Below are 23732 nucleotides of genomic sequence, written 5' to 3' on the forward strand. Positions count from 1 at the left end.
GACTACGGCGCGCCCGCGCCGCTGCTCCCGGAGAGTCGACGCCGCATCACCGGGCGTAGGTGCCCGTCACTCGTGGTGCCCTCGATGACCACGTCGGCGTCGCGCCCCCGATGGGTCAGGGTGGCGACCGCGTTACCGAAGTACGGGCCGGCCAGCTTGCGCCAGCGCACCCCCGGCCGGCGTACGCCCGCCGAACGTGCCAACGCCCGGGTCGCCCCGGCCGGACCGGGCGACCAGCCCAGCCGCATCAGCGGACGGATGCCCGCCGGCACCTGGTTGTGGATCGGCGAACAGGTGAGTTGGTGCACCGGAGTCACCACCGCCGGATCGGCGAACCGGGCCCGCGCCACGTACGAGTGGTGCACGTCACCGGAGAGCACGCTGATCGACGCCGGTGGGGCGTACGCCGGACCGGCCCCGACCCGCGCCCCGGACTGCCGCGGCGTGCCGGTGCCGATGCGCGCGAACGTCTCCGCGAGCGCCTCGAAGGAACGCCGGAACGCCGCCCAGTGCTCCAGGTCCAGAGCGCGGCGCAGCTTCTCCGCCCCGCGCGCCACCCACGGTCGGCGCGAGTCCGCGAGTTTCTCGTTCCACGCCTCGATGTGGTGAATGCCCTGCGGCAGCAGCCAGGGCAGCGAGGCACCCACCACCAGGTGGTCGTAGACCCCGTGCGCCTGGTCGAGGAACCAGGCCCACTCGCCGGGCGGCAGCATCGCCCGGCTGTTGGACTCGAGCACCCGGCTGCACCTGTTGTCCAGCATCACCAGCCGGGTCCGGCCCAGATCCAGCGCGTAGCTCCACTGGTACTGCACCGCGCGCCAACGCTCGGTGTCGTGCGCCAGATCGGACTCCTGGTCGACCCGGTGGCCGAACTCGCGCAGCACGCTGGTGGCGTCCTCGGCGGCGACGACCTTCGCGAAGACCGGATCGGCGACGATCTCGTCGGGGGAGAGGTTGCCCAGGTGCTGGTAGACCCAGTACGAGGCGAGCCCGCTGCCGATCCGCTCCTGCCACCACGGCTGCTCGCGCACCTCGGCACGCCACGCCGCCGAGGTGTTCCAGTCGTCGATGATCTCGTGATCGTCGAAGATCATCACGCTCGGCACGGTGGAGAGCAGCCAGCGGATCTCCGGATCACGCCAGGACTCCAGGTAGAGCTTGGTGTACTCGTCGAAGCTCACCACCTGGTCGGCCGGAGCGCCCTTCGGCCGCCGCCGCCGTCGACGCAGCAGCCGACGCACGGTCGGCGAGGTGACGTCGGCGTAGACCTGGTCACCGAGCAGCACCAGCAGGTCGGGCAGCGGGTTCGACTCCGGGTCGGCCATCAACCGCCGGGCGTACGCGTCCAGCGCGTCCGGCGGCAGCTTGCGGGTGGTGGCGTGCTGGGTGGTCTCCCGGCACGAGCCGAAGATTATGTTGACCGGCTGGTCCCGGTCGTCGGCGGCCCGGGTGCGGATCACGCTCGGCGGGAACCCGCTGCTCGGCACCGGCCAGACCATTTCGTCGTCGACCAGGACCTCGTAGGTGGTCTCGCTGTCCGGAGTGAGCCCCTGCACCACCACGAGGGCGTAGTGGTGGTCGTACGCCGAGAAGGTGGGCGCGGTGCCGGTGGCGCCGCCGGCGGTGCGGACCGTGACCACGGCGGGCGCCGCCGTCTCGACCCAGATCGTCGCCCGGGTGTCCACCACGCGCCGCAGCAGTGGGCCGATGAGGAGGTGTGCGGCGGGCATGCGGCCGAGCCTACCGCCGGTCAGCGGCCCCGGCCGGGCGTGGTGGCTGAGACGCCGGGCACCGCTCAGGGAGCGGTGGCTGGGACGCCGCCGCCGGCATCTGACAGGATTCCGGCATGGCCGAATATCTCGTCCTCGCTCTGGTCCTGCTCGGTGTGCTGATCGCCGGCACAGTCGGGCTGGTCGTGCCGCGATTGCGGCGGCGGCCCGAGCCCCCGCTGCCGCGCACGGAGGTCGACACCAGGGCTGAGGAGGATCTCGCCGGCCCGCCGGTCGAGGCACCGGAGTCCGATCTGTCCACCGGCGTCCTGGTCGAGCCCCCTCCGGTGCTCGAACCGCAGGTGGAGGTCCCCGAGCCGACCGCCGGGCGGCTGGTCCGGCTCCGCTCGCGGCTGTCCCGCTCACAGAACGTGTTCGGCAAGGGTCTGCTCGGCCTGCTCGCCCGGGACCACCTCGACGAGGACGTCTGGGAGGAGATCGAGGACAGCCTGATCACCGCCGACGTCGGCGTCGACGCCACCCGCGACATCGTCGACCGGCTCCGGGAGCGCACCAGGGTGCTCGGCACCCGCTCGGCCTCCGAGCTGCGGGCACTGCTCGCCGCCGAGCTGGTCAACGCGCTCGACCCGAGCCTGGACCGCTCGCTGCGGACCGCTCCCAAGGACGGCGTGCCGGCGGTGGTCCTGGTCGTCGGCGTCAACGGCGCCGGCAAGACCACCACCTGCGGCAAGATCGCCCGGGTGCTGGTGGCCGACGGTCGCAGCGTGCTGCTCGGCGCGGCCGACACCTTCCGGGCCGCCGCGGCCGACCAGCTGGAGACCTGGGGCTCACGGGTCGGCGCGGAGACCGTCCGGGGGCCCGAGGCCGCCGACCCGGCGAGCGTCGCCTTCGACGCCGTCAAGCGCGGCATCGACACCGGCGTGGACACCGTGCTCATCGACACCGCCGGCCGCCTGCAGAACAAGGTTGGCCTGATGGACGAGCTGGGCAAGGTCAAGCGGGTGGTGGAGAAGCAGGGCCCGATCGACGAGACACTGCTCATCCTCGACGCGACCACCGGGCAGAACGGCCTGGAGCAGGCCCGGGTCTTCACCGAGGTGGTCAACGTGACAGGTGTGGTGCTGACCAAGCTCGACGGCACCGCCAAGGGTGGCATCGTGATCGCCGTGCAGCGCAAGCTCGGCATCCCCGTGAAGCTGGTCGGCCTCGGCGAAGGCAAGGACGACCTGGCCCCGTTCGACCCGGCGCAGTTCGTCGACGCGTTGCTGGGGACCGAGGCCACCGGCCGGGACGCGTAGTCTCGAGTGACCACTGACGATCGCGCGTACGCGGGTTGGCGTGACCCCGGCCATCCTTCGCAGCGCCTCGGGAGACCGTACGTGACTTCGCAGGAGATCCCGCTGCACGGCGGCAACGTGAGCACCGTTGTCCGCGTGGGTGACACGGTGCGGCGCAACGCCGGGCCGTGGACCCCGTCCGTGCACGCGCTGCTGCGCCACCTGGAGTACGTGGGGTTCACCGGCGCCCCCCGGGCGCTCGGGATGGACGAGCGCAACCGTGAGGTGCTGTCGTACCTGGAAGGGGAGTGCGGAGAATATCCGCTCGCCCCGCACTGGGTGACCGACGAGGCCCTGGTCACCGTCGCCACCATGCTGCGGATGTTCCACGACGCGCAGTACGGGTTCACCCCGCCGCAGGCGGCGGTCTGGCGCTCGTTCGGGCCCCCGCCGCCGGACACCGAGGTGATCTGCCACCACGACGCCGCGCCGCACAACGTGATCTGGCGTCCGGACGGCACCCTCGGGCTGATCGACTTCGACCTCGCCTCACCCGGAGCGCGGATCTACGACGTGGCGTACGCGGCCTGGACCTGGGTGCCGATCTTCGCGGACCGTGACTCGATCACGCTCGGGTGGAAGCACCCGGACCGGCCGCGCCGGCTCCGGCTCTTCGCCGACGCGTACGGGCTGATCCCCCGGGACCGGCACCGGCTGATCCGGACCATCCGCAAACGGATCGTGGATCACGTCGAGGGGATCCGTCGGATGGCCGCCGCCGGTGAGCCGGCGTTCGTGCGAATCGTGCACAAGGGCCACCTGCGCCGACCGATGCGCGATCTGCGGCTGCTCGACTACGAGCGGCACGCCTTGGAGAACGCCCTGCGTTGAGCGCCGCCCCGGCGATGCTCGGCCGGTCCCGTCAAGCGGACCGGTCGATGTCTCTGGCCGGTCAGTCATCGACGGTCGCCGTCCGGTCGATCCACAATCGTCCATGCTGATGAGTGTGCGGAGTTCGTGACACGTCCGAAACAACCCGTCACGAAACGGAAACCCGCACGGGACCCAAAGTGAAACAGCCGGCCGCGAAGCTTCCGCGCAACCGGCCTACGGGCGACGCTGCCCCGGAAAGCCGCGAAGGAGGACTTCACCTTTTAGGAGGCCAGCGTGCCTGAAGCACCGACGATCGACGGCGCCAATACCACGTGGCTGCTGGTTTCGACCGCGCTCGTGCTGCTCATGACCCCCGGACTGGCGCTGTTCTACGGCGGCCTCAACCGGGCCAAGGGCGTACTCAACATGATGATGATGAGCTTCTCCGCTATCGGGCTCATCTCTATTCTGTGGTGGTTCTACGGTTTCAGCGTCGCCTTCGGGACCGACGTGAACGGCTTCTGGGGCGACCCGGGCGCGTACCTCGGCACCAAGACCTTCCTCGCCGAGACCGACCTGTGGGGTGCCACGGCGGAGAACCCCAGCGGCATCGGGGTCCCGCTCTACGTGTTCATGGCCTTCCAGATGGTCTTCGCGGTGATCACCGTCGCGCTGATCAGCGGTGCCATCGCCGACCGGGCCAAGTTCGCCGGCTGGCTGCTGTTCGCGTTCGGTTGGGCCACCCTGGTCTACTTCCCGGTCGCGCACTGGGTGTGGGGCGGCGGGATCATCGGCGCCGACATCCACGCGCTGGACTTCGCCGGTGGCACCGCCGTGCACATCAACGCCGGTGCGGCGGCCCTGGCCGTGGCCCTGGTCCTCGGTAAGCGGCTCGGTTGGCCGCGGGAGGGCATGAAGCCGCACAACATCCCGTTGGTCGCGCTCGGTGCGGGTCTGCTGTGGTTCGGCTGGTTCGGGTTCAACGCCGGCTCGGAGCTGACCGTCGACTCGGTCGCCGGCCTCGCCTTCATCAACACCCAGCTCGCCACGGCGGCGGCGGTGCTCGGCTGGATCGCCGTCGAGTGGGTCAAGACCCGTAAGCCGACGATGGTCGGCGCCTCGTCCGGCGCCGTCGCCGGCCTGGTCGCCATCACCCCGGCCTGTGGCTTCATCGCACCGTGGGCGGCCGTCCTGCTCGGCATCGTCGCCGGCGCCGTCTGCGCGCTCGCCGTCAGCCTCAAGTACAAGCTCGGTTACGACGACTCGCTCGACGTGGTCGGTGTGCACTTCGTCGGTGGTTGGATCGGCTCGCTCTGGCTCGGCCTGTTCGCCACCAACTCGGTCAACGCCGCGATCAGCGACGTGGTCGGCGCCTCCGACGGCCTCTTCTACGGCGGCGGCGCGACCCAGCTCGGGCGGCAGGCCCTCGCCGGCCTGATCGTCACCGCCTGGTCGTTCGGCATCGCCTGGGTGCTCGCCTTCGTCATCGAGAAGACGATCGGCTTCCGGGTCAAGGGCGAGGCGGAGGTCGAGGGCATCGACATCGCCGAGCACGCCGAGAGCAGCTACGACCTGTCCCCGGCCGGCGGCGGCACGGGCAGCGCGTTCGCGATGGCCGGCATCGGCACCCCCGGTGGCGGTACGACGAGTGGTGCCAAGCCGGAGGCGGAGCCCGCCGAGCCGGTCAGCGAAAAGGTCGCCGGTTAACGTTCCTGGGATGGAGGGGTTGGACATGAAGCTGGTGACCGCAGTCATCAAGCCGTACCAGCTGGACGCGGTGAAGGAGGCCCTGCACGCCCTCGGGGTGGCCGGGCTGACCGTCAGCGAGGTTCAGGGGTACGGGCGGCAGAAGGGGCACACCGAGGTCTACCGGGGTGCCGAGTACACGGTCGAGTTCCTGCCCAAGATCCGGGTCGAGGTGCTCACCGACGAGATCGACGTGGACAAGGTCGTGGACGCGATCGTCGGGGCGGCCCGCACCGGCAAGATCGGTGACGGCAAGGTCTGGGTCACCGGTGTCGAAGAGGTCGTCCGGGTACGTACCGGCGAACGCGGCCTCGACGCACTCTGACCTCGGCCACGACTGAGATGACCTCGTTGATCAGGAAGAACGCGTCGGGGCACGCCGCCGATGGCGACGCGAACCTCTTGATCAACGAGGTCGTCGGCGTACCCGGAGGGATCGGGGAGTCGGCTCGGCAGCGGCGGGCTGCCGCGTACGACAGCTTCCTGCGCGGGCTGCTGCCGGCGCGCGACGGGGTGGCGCTGCTGGCCGTCGGCGGGTTGGGGCGGCGGCAGTGCGCCCCGTACAGCGACCTCGACCTGGTGCTGGTGCATGCCGGGGTGCCCGGCACTGACGAGTTGGCCGCCTCGGTCTGGTACCCGATCTGGGACGCTGGCCTACGGCTCGACCATTCCGTCCGCACCGTCGCCGAGGCGCTGTCGGTGGCCCAGGACGACGTCAAGGTCGCGCTCGGGTTGCTCGACGCCCGGCTGGTCGTGGGGGACCAGGCGCTGGCCGACGCGCTGATCAGCACAGCCGCCGATCACTGGCGGCGCACCGCCGTCCGGCACCTGCCCGGCCTGCGGGAGGTCACCACCAGCCGCTGGCAGACCCACGGTGAGCTGGCGTTCCTGCTGGAGGGCGACCTCAAGGAGGCCGCCGGTGGTCTGCGCGACGTGGGGCTGCTGCGGGCGATCTCCGCCGCCGGGATCACCGATGCGCTGCGTCCCGCCGTGCGCGCCGCCCACCTGCGCCTGTTGGACACCCGCGACGCCCTTCACCAGCAGGTCGGTCGGCGGGTCGACCGGCTGGTCGCCCAGGAGGGCGACGGGGTGGCCGCGCTGCTCGGGCTGGAAGACCGCGACGCGTTGCTGCGGCGGGTCGCCGGTGACGCCCGCACGGTCAGCCATGCCCTGGACGACGCCTTCCGGGCCGCCGACCGGTTACGCTCCGGCCGCTCCCGGGGCGGGAACGGCCGCCCGGCCCGCCGCCCGGTCGCCCGCGACGTGGTGGAACACGACGGCGAGCTGGTGCTCGCCCGCACGGCGATCGGGGCACGCCCGGACCCGAGCCTCTCGCTGCGGGTGGCCGCCGCGTCGGCCACCACCCGAATCCCCATCGCGCGGGCCACCTGCGAGTGGCTGGCGGCGTACTGCCCGCCGCTGCCCGCCCCGTGGCCCGCCGAGGCCCGGGCCGCGCTGGTCACCCTGCTCGGCGCCGGCGCCGGGCTGGTGCCGGCCTGGGAGACCTGCGACCGGTACGGGCTTGTCGACGGCTGGCTGCCCGAGTGGACCCGGCTGCGCAGCCTGCCCCAGCACAACCCCGTGCACCGCTTCACCCTCGACCGGCACCTCGTGCAGACCGCGCACGAGGCCAGCCGGCACGCCCGCGAGGTGGAACGCCCCGACCTGCTGCTCCTCGGCGCCCTCCTGCACGACATCGGCAAGGGTCTCCCCGGTGATCACAGCACCGTCGGCGTGCCGGTCGCCCAGGCGGTGGCCACCCGGGTCGGCCTGCCGGCCCCGGAGGTCGAGCTGATCGGCAGGCTGGTCCGGCTGCACCTGCTGCTGCCCGACGTGGCGACCCGCCGGGACCTGGCCGACCCGGTCACCATCGCCTCGGTGGCCGAGGCGGTCGGTGACACCGGCACCCTCGACCTGTTGCACGCGTTGGTCCGCGCCGACGCGGCGGCGACCGGGCCGGCGGCCTGGTCCGACTGGAAGGGCCGACTCGTCGCCGAACTGGTCGCCAGGGTTCGTACCGCGCTGGACACCGGCGTACTCCCCGAACCACCCGCCCCGGACCCGGAGCTGCTGGCCGGGCCGCTGCCGGTCATCCATCTGACCGGCGACCGGGTGTCGGTGGCGGCGGCCGACCGGCGTGGTCTGCTCGCCACGGTGGCCGGCTGCCTGGCGCTGCACCGGCTGGAGGTGATCTCCGCCGACGCCTCCGCTGTCGATGGCCGGGCTCTGGTCGAATGCCGGGTGCAGCCCCGCTACGGCCTCCCGCCGGACCCGGTCCCGCTCCGCGCCGACCTGCGCCGGGCGGTCGCCGGCGACGTGTCGGTCACCCAACGGCTGCGCGGCCGGGCGCTCGCCAGCCGGGGCGGTGGCGCGGCTCCACGAGTGGTCTGGCACCGCGAGGCCGCCACCGGGGCCGTACTCCTGGAACTGCGCGCCGCCGACGCCGCCGGCCTGCTCTACCGGGTCGCAGGTGCCCTCGACGAGGCCGGCGCCCTGGTTCGGGCGGCCCGCATCTCCACCCTCGGCGCCGACGTGGTCGACGCGTTCTACCTGGTCGGCGGTTGGCCGGACGACGCCACCCGGGCCCGCCTGGAGGCCGCGGTCCTCGCCGCCGTGTGACCCACGACGGCACTGTCGGCCGTCGTGTCAGCCCGGTCACCCCCACGAGCGTGATGCCTCACAGTCATCGTGATGCCTCACAGTCGTCAGGCTCGTGAGGATGTCTGCCGGCAGCGCGCGGCGATCGGGAGTTCCGTCCCTGTGGCGGGTACGTCCGGGGGCGCGCTGTGGCGGGTACGTCCGGGGGCGTAGCGGCGGTGCCGCTCGTGGACGCACGTCGAGGGGCGTCGGCGTGGGCAGAATGACGGCCATGCGACGAGGCGGGCAGTGGCGGTGGCGCGAGCAGGCGGCAGACGCCGTGCTCGCCTTGGCGCTGCTCGGCTTCGGGCTGCTCGCCACCGGTCTGGCCGGGAACAACCAGCCGGGGGCGAGGCCGGTGGACGCTGCCTGTCGGGCGCTGATCGCCGTCGCCGCGCTCGCCCTGCTGGTCCGGCGGCGCGCTCCGCTCGCCACCCTCGCCGTGGTCACCGTGGCCACCTCGACGTACCTGCTGATCGGCTACCCGTACGGGCCGATTCTGCTGACGTTCCTGATCGCGGTGTACAGCGTGGCGGTGCGGCTGCCGGTGCGTCCGGCGGCGCTCGCCGCCGGTGGCGCGTTCGTGCTGTTGTTGGCGCACGTCTTCTCCGGTCGCGGGCCGGCGCCGGGTTGGACGGGAGTGCTGCCCGCGTCGGCCTGGGTGGTCGTACCGTTCGCGGTGGGGGTGGTGGTGCGGGTGAGCCGTGAGACGGTGGCGCGTACCCGTGCCGAGGCGGCCCGCAGCCGTGCCGAACAGGCCCGACGGCAGGCCGACGAGGAGCGGCTGCGCATCGCGCAGGAGGTGCACGACGTGGTCGGGCACGGACTCGCCGCGATCAGCATGCAGGCCGAGATCGCCCTGCACCTGCTGCAGAAGCGTCCGGAGCAGGCGGAGGTGGCCCTGACCGCGATCAGCCGGACCAGCCGCGAGGCCCTGGACGAACTGCGGGTCACACTGGGCGCGGTACGGCGTGGTGCCGAGCGCGAGCCGGTACCCGGCCTGGCCCGACTCCCCGCGCTGCGCGACCGGCTCGCCGGGGCCGGGCTCGCGGTCGAGGTGCGCGTGGTGGGTGACCCCAGGGAGTTGCCGGCAGCGGTGGACCTGGCCGCGTACCGGGTGGTGCAGGAGGCGTTGACCAATGTGCTGCGGCACGCGGGGGTGTCGAGCGCGCAGGTGACGGTGGACTACCGCGCTGATGAGGTGACCGTCGAGGTCACCGACCGGGGGGTGGGGCCGGGCCGCGCCGGGACCGCGCCGGCCGACGACGAGGGCGGTCACGGTCTGGCCGGGATGCGGGAGCGGGTCGCGGCGTTGGGCGGGCGGTTGAGCACCAGGCCGCGCGCCGGCGGCGGGTTCCGGGTGTACGCCGGGCTGCGGGCGGTCGAGTTGGCCCGCCGGGAACGGCCGGACGTGGTGCTGATGGACATCCGGATGCCCGGCATCGACGGCATCGAGGCGACCCGCCGGATCGTCGCCGACAGCGACCTGGCCGGTACGCGGGTGGTGGTGCTCACCACGTTCGAGCGGGACGAGTACGTCTTCGACGCGCTGCGCCACGGCGCCAGCGGGTTCCTCACCAAGGACACCAGGCCGGCCGAGCTGCTGCGGGCGATCCGGCTCGTCGCCGAGGGGGAGGCGCTGCTGTCGCCGTCGGTGACCCGTCGGGTGGTACGGGAGTTCGCCACCCGGCCGTCCCGGGTGCTTCGTCCGCATCCCCGGCTGGACACGCTGACCGATCGGGAGCGTCAGGTCGTCGGCCTGGTCGGTGAGGGCCTGAACAACGAGGAGATCGCGGCACGGTTGGTGGTCAGCCCGGCGACCGCGCGGACCCACGTCAGCCGGGCCATGGGCAAGCTGGGAGCCCGGGACCGGGCCCAGCTCGTCGTCTTCGCGTACCAATCGGGCTTGGTCTCGGGGTGAGGCCGGGCCGCCAGCGGCCTTGCGGCCGGGCGGCTACCCTAGCGGTGGTCGGACTCCGCAGTGCCGGCCGTGTTGTGCCCGCCGGAACACTGACAAACGGGATGTTCGCGTGTTTGACACCTTGAGTGACCGCCTGTCCGGGATCTTCACCAAGCTCCGCGGCAAGGGGCGGCTCACCGACGCCGACATCGACGCCACCGCGCGCGAGATCCGCCTCGCGCTGCTGGAGGCGGACGTCGCGCTGCCGGTGGTCAAGGGCTTCATCGCGGCCGTCAAGGAGCGCGCCCGCAGCGCGGAGGTCTCGCAGGCGCTGAACCCGGCCCAGCAGATCATCAAGATCGTCAACGAAGAGCTGATCAACGTGCTCGGCGGTGAGGGGCGACGGCTCCAGTTCGCCAAGCAGCCGCCCACGGTGATCATGCTGGCCGGCCTCCAGGGTTCCGGTAAGACGACCCTCGCCGGCAAGCTGGCCCGCTGGCTCAAGGGCCAGGGCCACCAGCCGCTGCTGGTCGCCGCCGACCTCCAGCGCCCCAACGCCGTCGGGCAGCTCCAGGTGCTCGGTGGCCGCGCCGGCGTCGAGGTGTACGCCCCGGAGCCCGGCAACGGCACCGGTGACCCGGTGCAGGTGGCCCGCGCGTCGATCGAGCACGCGAAGCGCGCCGCTCGCGACATCGTCATCGTCGACACCGCCGGCCGACTCGGCATCGACGCCGAGATGATGCAGCAGGCCGCCGACATCCGCGACGCCGTCTCGCCGGACGAGGTCATCTTCGTCATCGACGCCATGGTCGGTCAGGACGCCGTCCGCACCGCCGAGGCGTTCCGCGACGGCGTCGGCATCACCGGTGTGGTGCTCTCCAAGCTCGACGGCGACGCCCGTGGTGGTGCCGCACTGTCGGTCCGCGAGGTCACCGGGCAGCCGATCCTGTTCGCCTCCACCGGTGAGAAGCTGGAGGACTTCGACGTCTTCCACCCCGACCGGATGGCCAGCCGGATCCTCGGCATGGGCGACGTCCTCACTCTGATCGAGCAGGCCGAGCAGGCCTTCGACTCCGATCAGAAGGAGAAGATGACCGCCAAGCTGATGGGCGGCGAGCAGTTCACCCTGGACGACTTCCTCGACCAGCTCATCGCGGTGCGGCGGATGGGCCCGATCGCCAACGTGCTGGCCATGATGCCCGGCATGGGGCAGATGAAGGACCAGCTCGCCGAGCTGGACGACAGCCACTTCGACCGGGTCACCGCGATCATCCGGTCGATGACCCCGGGCGAGCGGACCAACCCGAAGATCATCAACGGCTCCCGCCGGGCGCGCATCGCCAACGGCTCCGGGGTCACCGTGATGGACGTCAACCAGCTGCTCAACCGCTTCGCCGACGCGCAGAAGATGATGAAGCAGATGGGCGGCATGATGGGCCTGCCCGGCGGTGGCCGCCGCAAGGCGACCAAGTCGCCGAAGAACAAGCGCAAGGGCACCAAGGGCGGCGGTCGTCCGCGTACCGGCGCCGGCATGCCGGCCGGCTTTCCGGGTGGCATGCCGCAGCTCCCGCCGGGGATGGACCCGAACGATCTCGCCGCCGGCCAGGGCCTGCCGCCCGGCTTCAAGCTGCCGAAGATCGACTTCAACAAGCTCGGCAAGGGTGGCGACAAGGGCCCGCGCTGACGCGTGTCGGTGACGGCGGGCGACGTCATCCTTTCCTAGGGTGATGTCGCCCTGCCCAGGATCTGTTCGTCACGGAGCGGCCGTGGAAGGTCTCCGTGGACCTGCCGGCCCTGACCGCCCGGAAGAACGACCTGCTCGCCCCCGAGGAGGGCTGATCGGGTAGGACTGTGCGCATGGCTCTTCATGTGCGCGGCGTGCTGCTCCCCGACGACGAGGTCCGGGATCTCTGGCTGGTCGGCGACCGGGTGACCTTCACCCCGGTGCCCGATGCGGAGACCGTCGTCGACGGCGGCTTCGTGCTGCCGGGGCTTGTCGACGCGCACTGCCACATCGGCATCGCCCGAGGCGGCGCCCCGATCACCTCACTCGACCAGGCCCGCGCGCTGGCCCACGTCGACCGGGACGCCGGGGTGCTGGCGATCCGGGACGCCGGCTCGCCGTACCCGTACCCCGAACTCGACGACGAGCCGGGCCTGCCGCGACTGGCCCGCGCGGGCCAGCATGTCGCCCCACCGAAGCGCTACCTGCGCGACATCGGTGTGGAGGTCGACGCGACCGAGGTGGCTGCCACGGTGGCCGCGCAGGCGCGGGCCGGCAACGGCTGGGTGAAGCTGGTCGGCGACTGGATCGACCGGGGCGTCGGTGACCTGGCGCCGGCCTGGGACGCGGACACCCTCACCGCCGCCGTGCGGGCCGCGCACGACGCCGGGGTACGCGCCGCGGTGCACACCTTCTCCGAGTCGGCCGTCGAGATCATGGTGCGGGCCGGCGTCGACTCGGTGGAGCACGGCACCGGGCTCAGCCTCGACCTGATCGACGAGATGGCCCGCCAGGGCACCGCGCTGGTCCCCACAATGATCAACATCGCCACCTTCGGGGGCATCGCCGAGCAGGCGCGGGGCAAGTTCCCCGGGTACGCCGAACACATGCTCGCGCTGCGCGACGGCTTCCCCGACGTGGTCCGCGCCGCGCACGAGGCGGGCGTGCCGATCTACGTGGGCACCGACGCGGGTGGCGGCATCGACCACGGGCTGGCCGCCGAGGAGATGCTGCTGCTGCACGAGCAGGCCGGCATGGCACCCGTCGACGTCCTCGCCGCCGCCTCCTGGGGCGCCCGCGAATGGCTCGGTTTCCCCGGCCTGGTCGAGGGTGGGCTCGCCGACCTGACCGTCTACCCCGAAGACCCCCGCGCCGACCTGAGCGTCGTCCGCGCCCCGTCCCGCACGATCCTCCGCGGCCGAGTGGTCCGCTGACCTCTTCCGCGCCGCGCCTCGTTGTGCCGCGCCGCGCCTCGTTGTGCCGCGCCGCGCCTCGTTGTGCCGCGCCGCGCCGCGCCGCGCTGTGCCGTGCCGCGCCGCGCCGCGCTGTGCCGTGCTGGGCTGTGCCGGGCCGCGCAAGATCGTGCTCGATCCTGGATGTAGTGGCCTCGGCGTCGTGGGATCCCACTACATCCGGGATGCAGCGCGATCTTGCCCGCCCAAGATCCGCGCAACATCAGGGTTGTTGCTGCTTCCGGCGCGTCTGAGGCAGCAACTTCGGTGATGTTGTGAGGATCTTGGCGCGGGGCGCGGGGCGCGGGGCGCGGGGCGCGGGGCGCGGGGCGCGGGGCGCGGGGCGCGGGGCGCGGGTCAGCGGCGCGCGGTGGCGGCGGCGCTGAAGAGGCGTACGGCGAGGTCGGCGAGGGCCGTCGCGGTCTCCTCGATCGGTTGGCGGGGGAGCACGATGTGGCTGACCACCAGACGGACGACGGTGTCGGCGGCGAAGGCCAGCGCGGCTTGGTCCGCCCCGGGCAGGTGGTCGCCGGCCCAGTCGATCAGCGCGCCGGACGCCTCGGTGAGCACCACCTCGGCCCGGGTGGTGAGGTACGGCAGCAGCTCGTCCGACCCGCCCCGGGCGCTCGTCAGGATTGCCTTGACCAGCGGGTTGTCCGCCGCGGTGGAGAGGGTGCGTGCGATGGCGGTGTACGCGCCGGCCCGCACGTCGGAGCCGTGGGCGAGCAGCGCGTCGCGCACCTCGCCAACGAACCGGTCCACCTCGGCGCGGGCGAGCGCCTCGGCGAGGCCGGCCTTGCTGCCGAACTCGTTGTAGACCGTCTGCCGGCTCACCCCGGCCGCGGTGGCCACCCCGCCCATCCGGACCGCGTCCCACCCGGCGGCGATGGTCCGGGCGCGGGCGGCGTCCACGATCGTGTCCCGCAGCCGCTGGCGGGGGGAGTCCGTGGAGGTAGCCATGGTGGTCGAATTCTACGGGCGTACCCGCTGCCCGGCCCAGCGCCGTCACGGCCCGTCAGCGGAGCGGGACGGCGCGGCGTGGAGACTCCCGGACGCGGTGTCCGCCCGCGCGGCGCATAGGATGTGCGGTCATGGCACGCGTGCTCACTCCCCGTGCGGAGGATTTCCCCCGCTGGTACCAGGACCTGATCGCCAAGGCGAAGCTGGCCGACAACGGCCCGGTTCGCGGCACCATGGTCATCCGACCGGCCGGCTACGCCATCTGGGAGCGTATGCAGGCTGAGATGGACGCTCGGATCAAGGCGGCGGGTGCGGAGAACGCGTACTTCCCGCTGTTCATCCCGGAGAACTACCTCAAGCGCGAGGCGCAGCACGTCGAGGGCTTCTCGCCGGAGCTGGCGGTCGTCACGCACGGTGGCGGCAAGCCGCTGGCCGAGCCGGTGGTGGTGCGTCCGACCAGTGAGACGGTCATCGGCGAGTTCATGGCCAAGTGGATCGACTCGTACCGGGACCTGCCGCTGCTGCTCAACCAGTGGGCGAACGTGGTCCGGTGGGAGCTGCGTCCGCGCATCTTCCTGCGTACCAGCGAGTTCCTCTGGCAGGAGGGGCACACCGCGCACGCCACCCGCGAGGACGCCCGGGCGTACGCGCGGCGAATCCTGCACGAGGCGTACGAGGACCTGATGGTCAACGTGATCGGCATCCCGGTGGTGGTCGGCCTGAAGACGGCGCGCGAGCGTTTCGCCGGCGCGACGGCCACGTACACCTGCGAAGGCATGATGGGCGACGGCAAGGCGCTCCAGCTGGGCACCAGCCACGAGTTGGGTCAGAACTTCGCCAAGGCGTTCGACATCACCTACTCATCCAAGGAGGGCGGCCGGGAGCACGCCTGGACCACCTCCTGGGGCACGTCCACCCGGATGCTCGGTGGCCTGATCATGGCGCACGGCGACGACAACGGTCTGCGCGTGCCGCCGAAGCTGGCGCCGATCCAGGCGTACGTCATGATCGTCAAGGACGGTGACGGCGTCGGCGAGGCGGCGGCCAAGCTGCGCGACGGCCTGCGCGACGCCGGTGTCCGGGTCGCGCTCGACGACCGGACCGACACCCCGTTCGGCCGCCGGGCCGTCGACGCCGAGCTGCGCGGCTATCCGGTACGCGTCGAGGTCGGCCCCCGTGACCTGGCCGTGGGCAACGCGACAGTGGTGCGTCGGACCGACGGCTCGAAGACCCCGACGCCGGTGGCGGACGTGGTCGCCGCGGTGCTGGCGGCGCTGGAGACCGATCAGCAGGTGCTGCACGATCAGGCGTTGGCCAACCGCGAGGCGCGCACGGTGGAGGTGGCCACCCTGGCGGAGGCGATCGAGGCCGCCGCGACCGGCTGGGCGCGGGTGCCGTGGTCGGCGGTCGGCGTGGCCGGCGAGGCGGAGGCGAACGGTCAGGGCGTCACGGTGCGCTGCCTGCTGCGCGCCGACGGTTCGGTTCCCGACTCGGAGGACGAGCCGGATCTGGTCGCCATCCTCGCCCGCGCCTACTGAGGTGCTCGTCGACCGGTTCGAGCCGGGTCGGCTGATCATGCACCGGAACGTGCGGCACGGCCGGATCGGATGGGTCCGGCCGGCCCGCGTGGTCAGCGACGACGATCGAGGGTTGCTGGTCTGGGTCGCCCGGGATTCGCCGGTGGCCCACGAGGTGACCGAGGCCGGGCTGGGGATGCGGGCGATGCCGTTCGCTGAGTGGATCACATCGAGCTACCGGTTGGCGCAGGGGCGTTGGAACGGTCCGCCGCTGCTGAAGTTCCTGCCCACCGGGGCGGCGCACTCGGTCTGGTGGTTCTCCGACGCCCAGGGCCGGTTCGCCAACTGGTACGTCAACCTGGAGGAGCCCGGGGTCCGCTGGGACGACGGCCCGGTGGCCGGCGTCGACGTGGTGGACCAGGATCTCGACGTGGTGGTACGCCCGGACCTGAGCTGGGAGTGGAAGGACGAGGACGAGTTCGTCGAGCGTCTCGCCTTTCCGGAGCACTACTGGGTGACCGACGAGAAGGCGGTCCGTGCCGAAGGGGAGCGGGTGATCGCGCTCGCCGAGGCGGGCGAGTTCCCGTTCGACGGCACCTGGACCGACTTCGCACCTCCGCCAGAATGGGGCGTACCGGACAAGTTGCCGGCGGGGTGGGATCGTCCGCCGGTGCGCTGAGCGGTGTTCCAGGTCACCGGCGACGTGGTGTCCGGGTCCGATGCGGAAGATCGGCAGGGGATCTGGCAGAATAGGTCGCTGGTATCCGGCGCGCGTCCGGCGCCCTCTAACCCGGGCACGTCGCCAGTCCACCGAGTTGTCTCCGGCCCAACCCCACTGTGCCGGTCGGCGCTCACCCATGCACACCGCCCGTCTTGGGCCGGTGAGATCGCAACAGGAGCGAAACAACTGTGGCCGTAAAGATCCGGCTCCTGCGGATGGGCAAGATCCGCAACCCGCAGTACCGCATCGTCGTCGCCGACTCGCGCACCAAGCGTGACGGCCGGGCGATCGAGTTCGTCGGGGTGTACCAGCCGAAGGAGGACCCTTCGGTCATCGAGGTCAAGTCGGAGCGGGTCCAGTACTGGCTGTCCGTCGGCGCTCAGCCGAGCGAGGCGGTGCAGCGGCTGCTGGAGCTGACCGGTGACTGGCAGAAGTACAAGGGCCTGCCGGCCCCGCCGCCGCTCCTGGTCGCCCCCGAGCGGGCCGACCGCAAGGCGGCGTACGAGGCTGAGGCGAAGGCCGCCGCCGGGCTCGCCCCGGAGACCCCGGCCAAGCCGGCCAAGAAGGCCGCCAAGGCTGCCGAGGCGCCGAAGACCGAGGCTCCGGCCGAGGCCCCGGCCGCTGCCGACGCCGGTGAGCAGGCCTGACATGCCACTGCGTCCGGCGTTGGAGCACCTGGTCAAGGGCATCGTCGACCACCCGGATGACGTCCGGGTGCGGATGGTCGATTCCCGTCGGGGCAAGCGGCTCGAAGTCCGCGTGCACCCCGAGGACCTCGGCACTGTGATCGGGCGGTCCGGCCGGACCGCCAAGGCGCTGCGCCAGGTGATCGGCTCCATCGGCGGGCGCGGGGTTCGCGTCGACATCGTCGACTCGTACTGATGCAGCTCGTCGTCGGCAGGATCGGCAAGCCGCACGGTGTCCGCGGTGAGGTCACCGTGGAAGTGCGGACCGACGAGCCCGAGGCACGGTTCGCCCCCGGTACAGTGCTGCGCACTGAGCCGGGGGCGACACCCCCGCCGTCCTCCGACGGCCCCGGCGTGCCGTTCCGGATTCCGGCGGAGCTGACCATCGAGGAAGCCCGCTTCCACCAGGGTCGGGTGCTGATCGCGTTCGACGGCATCCTGGACCGCAACACCGCCGAGGCGCTGCGCGGCACGCTGCTCGTGGTGGACAGCGCCGACGTGGCCCCACCGGACGACCCGGAGGAGTTCCACGACCACCAGTTGGTCGGGTTGGCCGTGGTGACCCCGGCCGGCGAACGCCTCGGCGAGGTCGCCCGCATCGACCACGCACCCTCGTCCGACCTGCTGGTGCTGCGGCGCCCCGAGGGGCGTACCGCGTTGATCCCGTTCGTCCGGGCGATCGTCCCGGAGGTCGACCTGGCCGGTGGACGTGTGATCGTCGACCCGCCAGCCGGACTGCTCGACCTTTAGGACCAGCCCGCATGCGCGTCGACGTCGTGTCGATCTTTCCGGAGTACTTCGCCCCGCTGGACCTGTCGCTGATCGGACGGGCGCGGGCCAACGGCGTACTCCAGCTCGCCGTGCACGACCTGCGGACCTGGACCCACGACGTGCACCGCACCGTTGACGACACCCCGTACGGCGGCGGTCCGGGGATGGTGATGCGCCCGGAGCCGTGGGGTGAGGCGCTGGACGGCCTCGCGCCGGTGGACGCCCCGCCGCCCCGGCTGCTGGTGCCGTCGCCGGCCGGCGCCCCGTTCACCCAGGCCATGGCGTACGAGTTGGCCGCCGAGCCGCATCTGCTCTTCGCCTGCGGCCGCTACGAGGGGATCGACCAGCGGGTTCTCGCGCACGCCGCCACCCGGATGCCGGTCACCGAGGTGTCGCTCGGTGACTACGTGCTCTTCGGTGGCGAGGTCGCGGTCCTGGTGATGATGGAGGCGGTCACCCGGCTGCTGCCGGGGGTGCTGGGCAACGCGGGCTCGCTCGACGAGGAGTCGCACGCGCACGGACTGCTGGAGGCGCCGATCTACACCAAGCCGCCGAGTTGGCGTGGGCACGACGTGCCGGACGTGCTCCGCTCCGGCGACCACGGCAAGATCGCCCGCTGGCGGCGCGAGGAGGGTCTGCTGCGGACCGCTGCCCGCCGTCCGGACCTGCTGGCCGCGCTGCCCGCCGACCGGCTCGACAAACGGGACATCGCTGCCCTGGACCAGGCCGGATTTCAACCTCCGCCGGGGGATGTGGCAAAGTAGGGGGGTTGCCGCATCCGTCCGCGCCCGCGGTCGGCTGCGAGGATCCCCGACCGGGGTCGGTCCGCCGATCACCACCCGGGAATCAGAATCACCCACCCGCGCACCGAGTGACGGTGCGCCGTGAGCCTTACGAGGACGCAGCGATGAACATCCTGGACGCCCTTGACGCCCAGTCGAAGCGGACCGACCTTCCCGACTTCCGGGCCGGTGACACCGTCAAGGTGCACGCCCGCGTCGTCGAGGGCAACCGGTCCCGTGTCCAGATCTTCCAGGGCGTCGTGATCCGCCGCCAGGGTGACGGTCTGCGCGAGACCTTCTCGGTCCGCAAGGTCAGCTTCGGCGTCGGCGTCGAGCGGACCTACCCGCTCAACGGCCCGGGCATCGACCGGATCGAGGTCGTGACCCGCGGTGACGTGCGTCGCGCCAAGCTCTACTACCTGCGTGAGCTGCGCGGCAAGAAGGCCAAGATCAAGGAGAAGCGGGAGAAGCAGCCCAGCTGACTTCCCGCTCGCCACGCCGCCCGAGCTGCGCGTATGCCGTACCGACCAGAGCGCACTACCCTGGTCGTACGGGCGCAGCGAGGCGGCGACCCCGCCCTCGCGGCGGGCAGTTGTCCACTACCGCCCGTGGAGCCTCGACGAGGCTCCCGGGCGGTGGTGTTTCTGCGGACCGGGGAGTGGCGTGGTGCAGACGCTTGACGATGACGGCACCGTCGATCCGTGGCGTCGACGGGCCCGCCGCACCCGCCGACAGATGCCCCTCTGGCAGGAGCTGCCGCTGCTGCTGGTGGTCGCGTTCTGCCTTGCGGTGCTGATCCGCACCTTCCTGCTCCAGGCGTTCTTCATCCCGTCCGGCTCGATGGAGGACACCCTCCTCGTCGGTGACCGGGTGCTGGTCAACAAGGTCGTCTACGACGTTCGGGACCCGCTGCGCGGCGAGGTGGTGGTCTTCCGGGGCACCGACCGCTGGGCGCCGCAGGTCGACGATCAGCCGAAGCCGGGCGTCGCGGGCCGGCTCGCCCGCACCGTCGGCGACCTGGTCGGGGTGAGCCGGCCCGGTGAGAAGGACTTCATCAAGCGGGTGATCGGTCTGCCCGGCGACCGGGTCCAGTGCTGCGACAGTCAGGGGCGGGTGACCGTCAACGGCACCCCGCTCAACGAGACGTACGTCCTGCGGGACTCACCGCTGGACCTGCCGCCCAACCCGGCGGAGTGTCGCTCCCGGCGATTCGACGAGATCGTCGTGCCGCCCGGTCAGCTCTTCGTGATGGGCGATCACCGCGAGGTCTCCCAGGACGCGCGTTGCCAGGGGCCGGTGCCGATCGACAACGTGGTCGGCCGGGCCTTCATGGTGGTCTGGCCCTCGTCGCGGTGGAGTGCGCTGTCGGTGCCCCCGACGTTCGAGGACGTCACCGGGCCCGCCACGGCGTCCCCCGGCGCACCTCCGGTGCGACCGACCCCGCAGGGCGGTGTGCTGCTGATGCTGCCGTTGGCAGCCGCGCTGCGTGGTTCCCGCGCGTTCCGGTCGGTGCTGTCCAGCCGGGCAACGTAGGCTCCTTGGCGTGATTGACGAGCAGACCGACAAGCCGCGCAGTTCCTTCTGGAAGGAACTGCCGATCCTGCTGGGTGTGGCGATCCTGGTCGCGGTGCTGGTCCGCGCCTTTGTGCTGCAGACCTTCTTCATCCCCTCCCCGTCCATGGAGAACACCCTCAAGATCGATGACCGGGTGCTGGTCAACAAGCTGGTCTACGACTTCCGATCACCGCACCGCGGCGAGGTGATCGTGTTCAAGGCTCCGACCTCGTGGAGCGGTAACCCCGACGGTGAGGACTTCATCAAGCGGGTGATCGGCGTCCCCGGCGACCACGTGGTCTGCTGTGACCCGCAGGAACGGTTGATGATCAACGGCAAGTCGCTGGACGAGCCGTACATCTTCTCCATGGACGGGGTTCGCGACAAGCCCGCCGACCAGGAGTTCGACATCACCGTGCCGGAGGGTCGGCTGTGGGTGATGGGCGACCACCGGTCGGCCTCCGGCGACTCGCTGGAGCACTGGCAGCAGTCCGGGCAGAACATCACCGAGGCCACGATCCCGGAGAAGGACGTCGTCGGGCGGGCGTTCACCGTCTTCTGGCCGGTCAGCAGGGCCACCTGGCTGACAGTGCCCGACGGGTTCGACGGCATTCCCAAGCCGTAGACCGACGGGGCGTGGGCGATCCGTCGTCGGTCTGGCAGGCTGGTGCGGTGACCGTGAGCGCGAGGAGTGAACGTCCGAGCCCCGCAGTCGCGAACAGCGACGACCGTGTCCACACCCCTCGACGCGCGGCCCGCGTGCTGCTCGTCGACGCGGCCGGCCGGGTCCTGCTGTTCGAGGGCTTCGACCCGGCCCGACCCGGGCACCGGTACTGGTTCACGCCCGGCGGCGGGCTCGACCCGCTGGAGTCCCCGGCGGCGGGCGCGGCCCGGGAACTGGCCGAGGAGACCGGCCTGCTGCTCGACCCGGCCGCGTTGGGCGAGCCGGTCTGGTCCGACGCGACCGAGTTCTCCTTCGACGGCGTCTGGTACCGCCAGGAGCAGGATTTCTTCCTCTTCCGGGTGGACTCCTGGCGGGTGGACACCGCCGGCTTCAACGACATCGAGCGGCGCAGCATCGCCGGCCACCGCTGGTGGCTTCCGGACGAGTTGGCGGCCAGCGGCGACCGGTTCTACCCACCGGACCTGCCCGCCCTGCTGACCCGGCTGGGGCAGCCCACCACCACGGGCCAGGAGGAGGAGACGTCATGCTGACCCCGCCGCGTACCGTCGTGCGCCGTGAGGCCGGCCTGTACGCCCTGGAGCGGGCGTTGCAGCGGCGTGGCTTCCGGCACGTCGCCGGTGCGGACGAGGCCGGTCGGGGGGCGTGCGCCGGTCCACTGGTCGCCGCCGCGGCGGTGCTGCCCGAGGGGCGGCGCGGCGAGATCGAAGGGCTGGCCGACTCGAAGCTGCTCACCCCGGCGAGCCGGGAACGGGTGTACGCGGAGGTCGTGGACCGCGCCCTCGCGTACGCCGTGGTGGTCATCCCGGCCGAGGAGGTCGACGCCCGGGGCCTGCACGTGTGCAACCTGGCCGCGATGCGCCGGGCGCTCGCCTCGCTCACGACCCGCCCGGAGTACGTGCTGACCGACGGCTTCGGCGTGGACGGCCTGGGGGTTCCCGGGCTGGCGGTGTGGAAGGGCGACCGGGTGGCCGCGTGCGTGGCGGCGGCCAGTGTGCTCGCCAAGGTCACCCGGGACCGGCTCATGGTGGAGCTGGACGCGGTGTTCCCGGCGTACGGCTTCGCCGAGCACAAGGGCTACATCACCCCGGAGCACTCGGCGGCGCTGCGGGAGCACGGGCCGTGCCGGGAGCACCGTTTCTCGTACGTCAATGTCGCCGCGGTCTCCGGCCGCGACGGCCGGCCGCCGCGCGCCCGGCGGCCCGGCGGCCAGGGTCCGGATGAGCCGATGGAGCGCTCACGGGCGTCAGGGGGTACCGTCGGCGTGGCGTTGGGCGAGCAGCCTCGGCCTCCGGCGCCGGTGGGGGAAGATGTGGCCATGGAAGGCGGAGTGCGATGAGCGCGGAAGATCTCGAGAAGTACGAGACCGAGATGGAGCTGCAGCTCTACCGGGAGTACCGCGACATTGTCCGCCAATTCTCCTATGTGGTGGAGACGGAGCGGCGGTTCTACCTGGCGAACCAGGTCGACCTGCACGTGCGCAACTCCGACGGCGAGGTCTACTTCGAGGTCGAGATGCACGACGCCTGGGTGTGGGACATGTACCGTCCCGCCCGCTTCGTGAAGAATGTCCGGGTGATGACCTTCAAGGACGTCAACGTCGAGGAGCTGGAGAAGCCCGACATCTCGCTGCCCGCCGACTCCGGCTTCGGCGGCTGAGCGCACCCCAGCCGCGGTGCCGCGCCACGGGCCCCCCACCCGTGGCCTGACACCAGCCGGTCACTCGGCCGGCACCACGACCTCGACCCGCTGCGCCATGTTGTTGGCGAACCCGCCACGGTTCCACTGTTGCTCGACCGGCTGGGTCCGCCCGGACGCGTCGGTCGCCCGCGCGCCGAGCACGTACCGGCCGGGCGTGGCGACCCACTCGTGCCGCCAGCGCCGCCACGCGAAATCTCCGGCGTCCGTCGGGTCCAGCTCGGCCGGCACCCAACTCTCCCCGCCGTCGGTGGTCACCTCCACTGCCACCACCGGCGCGTGCCCCGACCAGGCCCGACCATCCAGGGTGCACGGGCCGGGGCGCAGCACCCGACGGCGGGACATGAAATCGGGGAAGCCGGGCGGGCGGACCAGCGCACGCGGCTCGATCCGGGTGACCGGCACCCCCGGGTCGTCGGCGTCGCGGCGTACCCGGTAGGCCACCGCGTTCTGGTACCCCTCGAACGGCTCGGTCCGCAGCTCGATCGAGTGGACCCACTTCACGTGCGCCATGCCGTACCAGCCCGGCACGATCAGCCGCAGCGGCGCGCCGTGCTGCGGCAGCAGGGGAGCGCCGTTCATCTCGTACGCCAGCAGCACCTCCTCGCGCAGCGCGTCGGCGACCGGAAGCGCCCGCTGGTAGTCCTGCTCGACCCCGCGCTCCACGCCGTGGTCGGCGCCGGTGAAGACCACGTCCACCGCTTCCGGGTCGATGCCCGCCTCGCGCAGCAGCGGAGCGAGCGGGGTGCCGGTCCACTCGGCGTTGCCGACCGCCTCGACCAGCCACGGCTGGCTGACCGGCCGGGGGTGCAGCAGGGCCCGGCCGTTGCCCGCGCACTCCAACGTCACCTGCCGGGTGACCCGGGGCCGCTCGCGCAGGTCGGCGAGGGTCACCGTCAACGGCCGGTCCACCGCCCCGCCGATGCTCAGCGTGTGCGTCGCCGGGTCGAGCGCCGGGATGTCGTAGTGGATCAGCAGGTAGTGCAGCCCGGCCGGGGTGACGTCGTAGCGCAGCGCCTCCAACGGGATGCCGTGGTTGCGGGCCGCGAGCTGCAACTCCTCGGCGCTGATCGTCTCGTCCGGCTCGGCGAGCCTCGACGGGCCGCTCACGTCGGCCACCGTCGGCCCGGTGAGCGGCGACGTCCGGTCAGCGTGAGTGGTCATGTGGGCCTCCCCGGTGCGTACGGCGGCACCCGCCGTACGCGGCACAGCCTAGGCCCTTCCTGGCGGTCCGAAAACGGGC

Annotated in this window: 22 protein-coding genes and 2 pseudogenes; 21 read left to right on the forward strand and 3 right to left on the reverse strand. The window is 72.1% G+C overall.

Features of this window, described 5'->3' with window-relative positions; translation table 11 throughout:
• Window positions 1-2: 2 nt before the first annotated feature.
• A complete protein-coding gene (locus QCZ28_RS12995; RefSeq protein ID WP_279516895.1) occupies window positions 3-1730 on the reverse strand; it encodes an alkaline phosphatase D family protein in 1728 nt (575 codons plus the stop codon).
• 116 nt (window positions 1731-1846) lie between these two features.
• Between QCZ28_RS12995 and ftsY the strand changes: the two genes are divergently transcribed.
• The 9 genes and pseudogenes from ftsY (at window position 1847) to QCZ28_RS13040 (ending at window position 13100) form a co-directional block, all read left to right on the forward strand.
• Window positions 1847-3028, forward strand: a complete 1182-nt coding sequence (gene ftsY, locus QCZ28_RS13000) for a signal recognition particle-docking protein FtsY (protein WP_030335252.1) — start codon at window positions 1847-1849, stop codon at window positions 3026-3028.
• 6 nt (window positions 3029-3034) lie between these two features.
• Entirely contained in the window at window positions 3035-3898 is an 864-nt protein-coding gene (locus tag QCZ28_RS13005) for an aminoglycoside phosphotransferase family protein (protein ID WP_181539524.1), read from the forward strand.
• 276 nt (window positions 3899-4174) lie between these two features.
• Window positions 4175-5587 (forward strand): ammonium transporter, encoded by a 1413-nt coding sequence (locus QCZ28_RS13010; RefSeq protein ID WP_030335249.1) that lies wholly within the window; start codon window positions 4175-4177, stop codon window positions 5585-5587.
• Window positions 5588-5612: 25 nt separating this feature from the next.
• Window positions 5613-5951, forward strand: a complete 339-nt coding sequence (locus QCZ28_RS13015) for a P-II family nitrogen regulator (protein WP_172862163.1) — start codon at window positions 5613-5615, stop codon at window positions 5949-5951.
• A gap of 17 nt (window positions 5952-5968) precedes the next feature.
• Window positions 5969-8245, forward strand: coding sequence for a [protein-PII] uridylyltransferase (locus QCZ28_RS13020; protein ID WP_279516896.1), 2277 nt, complete (start codon window positions 5969-5971; stop codon window positions 8243-8245).
• A gap of 250 nt (window positions 8246-8495) precedes the next feature.
• Window positions 8496-9626, forward strand: a pseudogene (locus QCZ28_RS34505) (sensor histidine kinase); the annotation flags it as partial.
• A 6-nt stretch (window positions 9627-9632) separates the two neighbouring features.
• A pseudogene (locus QCZ28_RS13030) lies at window positions 9633-10184 on the forward strand (response regulator transcription factor); the annotation flags it as partial.
• Between the two features lie 109 nt (window positions 10185-10293).
• Window positions 10294-11847: a signal recognition particle protein gene (gene ffh, locus QCZ28_RS13035; RefSeq protein ID WP_279516897.1), complete on the forward strand. Its 1554-nt coding sequence runs from the start codon at window positions 10294-10296 to the stop codon at window positions 11845-11847.
• Window positions 11848-12020: 173 nt separating this feature from the next.
• Window positions 12021-13100, forward strand: a complete 1080-nt coding sequence (locus tag QCZ28_RS13040; RefSeq protein WP_279516898.1) for an amidohydrolase family protein — start codon at window positions 12021-12023, stop codon at window positions 13098-13100.
• A 375-nt stretch (window positions 13101-13475) separates the two neighbouring features.
• Here QCZ28_RS13040 and QCZ28_RS13045 read toward each other — a convergent pair whose 3' ends face one another.
• Window positions 13476-14078: a TetR family transcriptional regulator gene (locus QCZ28_RS13045; protein ID WP_279516899.1), complete on the reverse strand. Its 603-nt coding sequence runs from the start codon at window positions 14076-14078 to the stop codon at window positions 13476-13478.
• A gap of 131 nt (window positions 14079-14209) precedes the next feature.
• Between QCZ28_RS13045 and proS the strand changes: the two genes are divergently transcribed.
• The 12 genes from proS (at window position 14210) to QCZ28_RS13105 (ending at window position 22450) form a co-directional block, all read left to right on the forward strand.
• Entirely contained in the window at window positions 14210-15616 is a 1407-nt protein-coding gene (gene proS / locus QCZ28_RS13050; protein ID WP_279516900.1) for a proline--tRNA ligase, read from the forward strand.
• A 37-nt stretch (window positions 15617-15653) separates the two neighbouring features.
• Window positions 15654-16274: a DUF402 domain-containing protein gene (locus QCZ28_RS13055; RefSeq protein WP_279517040.1), complete on the forward strand. Its 621-nt coding sequence runs from the start codon at window positions 15654-15656 to the stop codon at window positions 16272-16274.
• Between the two features lie 230 nt (window positions 16275-16504).
• Complete coding sequence (gene rpsP / locus QCZ28_RS13060; RefSeq protein WP_279516901.1) at window positions 16505-16963, forward strand: 30S ribosomal protein S16; 459 nt, start codon at window positions 16505-16507, stop codon at window positions 16961-16963.
• Complete coding sequence (locus QCZ28_RS13065; RefSeq protein ID WP_172862164.1) at window positions 16938-17198, forward strand: RNA-binding protein; 261 nt, start codon at window positions 16938-16940, stop codon at window positions 17196-17198. Before rpsP ends, QCZ28_RS13065 begins: the two co-directional genes overlap by 26 nt.
• A complete protein-coding gene (gene rimM, locus QCZ28_RS13070; RefSeq protein ID WP_030335226.1) occupies window positions 17198-17752 on the forward strand; it encodes a ribosome maturation factor RimM in 555 nt (184 codons plus the stop codon). Before QCZ28_RS13065 ends, rimM begins: the two co-directional genes overlap by 1 nt.
• An 11-nt stretch (window positions 17753-17763) precedes the next feature.
• Window positions 17764-18537, forward strand: coding sequence for a tRNA (guanosine(37)-N1)-methyltransferase TrmD (gene trmD / locus QCZ28_RS13075; protein ID WP_279516902.1), 774 nt, complete (start codon window positions 17764-17766; stop codon window positions 18535-18537).
• A 143-nt stretch (window positions 18538-18680) separates the two neighbouring features.
• Window positions 18681-19037, forward strand: a complete 357-nt coding sequence (gene rplS / locus QCZ28_RS13080; protein ID WP_030335223.1) for a 50S ribosomal protein L19 — start codon at window positions 18681-18683, stop codon at window positions 19035-19037.
• Window positions 19038-19218: 181 nt separating this feature from the next.
• Window positions 19219-20088 carry a signal peptidase I gene (gene lepB / locus QCZ28_RS13085; protein ID WP_279516903.1) on the forward strand — a complete coding sequence of 290 codons (870 nt, stop codon included), beginning with the start codon at window positions 19219-19221 and terminating at the stop codon, window positions 20086-20088.
• Between the two features lie 10 nt (window positions 20089-20098).
• Window positions 20099-20734 (forward strand): signal peptidase I, encoded by a 636-nt coding sequence (gene lepB / locus QCZ28_RS13090; RefSeq protein ID WP_279516904.1) that lies wholly within the window; start codon window positions 20099-20101, stop codon window positions 20732-20734.
• Between the two features lie 47 nt (window positions 20735-20781).
• Window positions 20782-21324 carry an NUDIX domain-containing protein gene (locus QCZ28_RS13095; RefSeq protein WP_279516905.1) on the forward strand — a complete coding sequence of 181 codons (543 nt, stop codon included), beginning with the start codon at window positions 20782-20784 and terminating at the stop codon, window positions 21322-21324.
• Window positions 21318-22130: a ribonuclease HII gene (locus QCZ28_RS13100; RefSeq protein WP_279516906.1), complete on the forward strand. Its 813-nt coding sequence runs from the start codon at window positions 21318-21320 to the stop codon at window positions 22128-22130. The genes QCZ28_RS13095 and QCZ28_RS13100 overlap by 7 nt, the downstream gene beginning before the upstream one ends.
• Window positions 22127-22450, forward strand: coding sequence for a DUF2469 domain-containing protein (locus tag QCZ28_RS13105; RefSeq protein ID WP_007075222.1), 324 nt, complete (start codon window positions 22127-22129; stop codon window positions 22448-22450). Before QCZ28_RS13100 ends, QCZ28_RS13105 begins: the two co-directional genes overlap by 4 nt.
• A 60-nt stretch (window positions 22451-22510) precedes the next feature.
• On the opposite strand, the gene QCZ28_RS13110 is transcribed toward QCZ28_RS13105, so the two are convergent.
• A complete protein-coding gene (locus QCZ28_RS13110) occupies window positions 22511-23653 on the reverse strand; it encodes a sulfite oxidase (RefSeq protein ID WP_279516907.1) in 1143 nt (380 codons plus the stop codon).
• Window positions 23654-23732 lie beyond the last annotated feature (79 nt).

The organism is Micromonospora sp. DH14 (assembly GCF_029809455.1).
In the GTDB taxonomy this organism is placed as follows: Bacteria; Actinomycetota; Actinomycetes; order Mycobacteriales; family Micromonosporaceae; genus Micromonospora; species Micromonospora parva.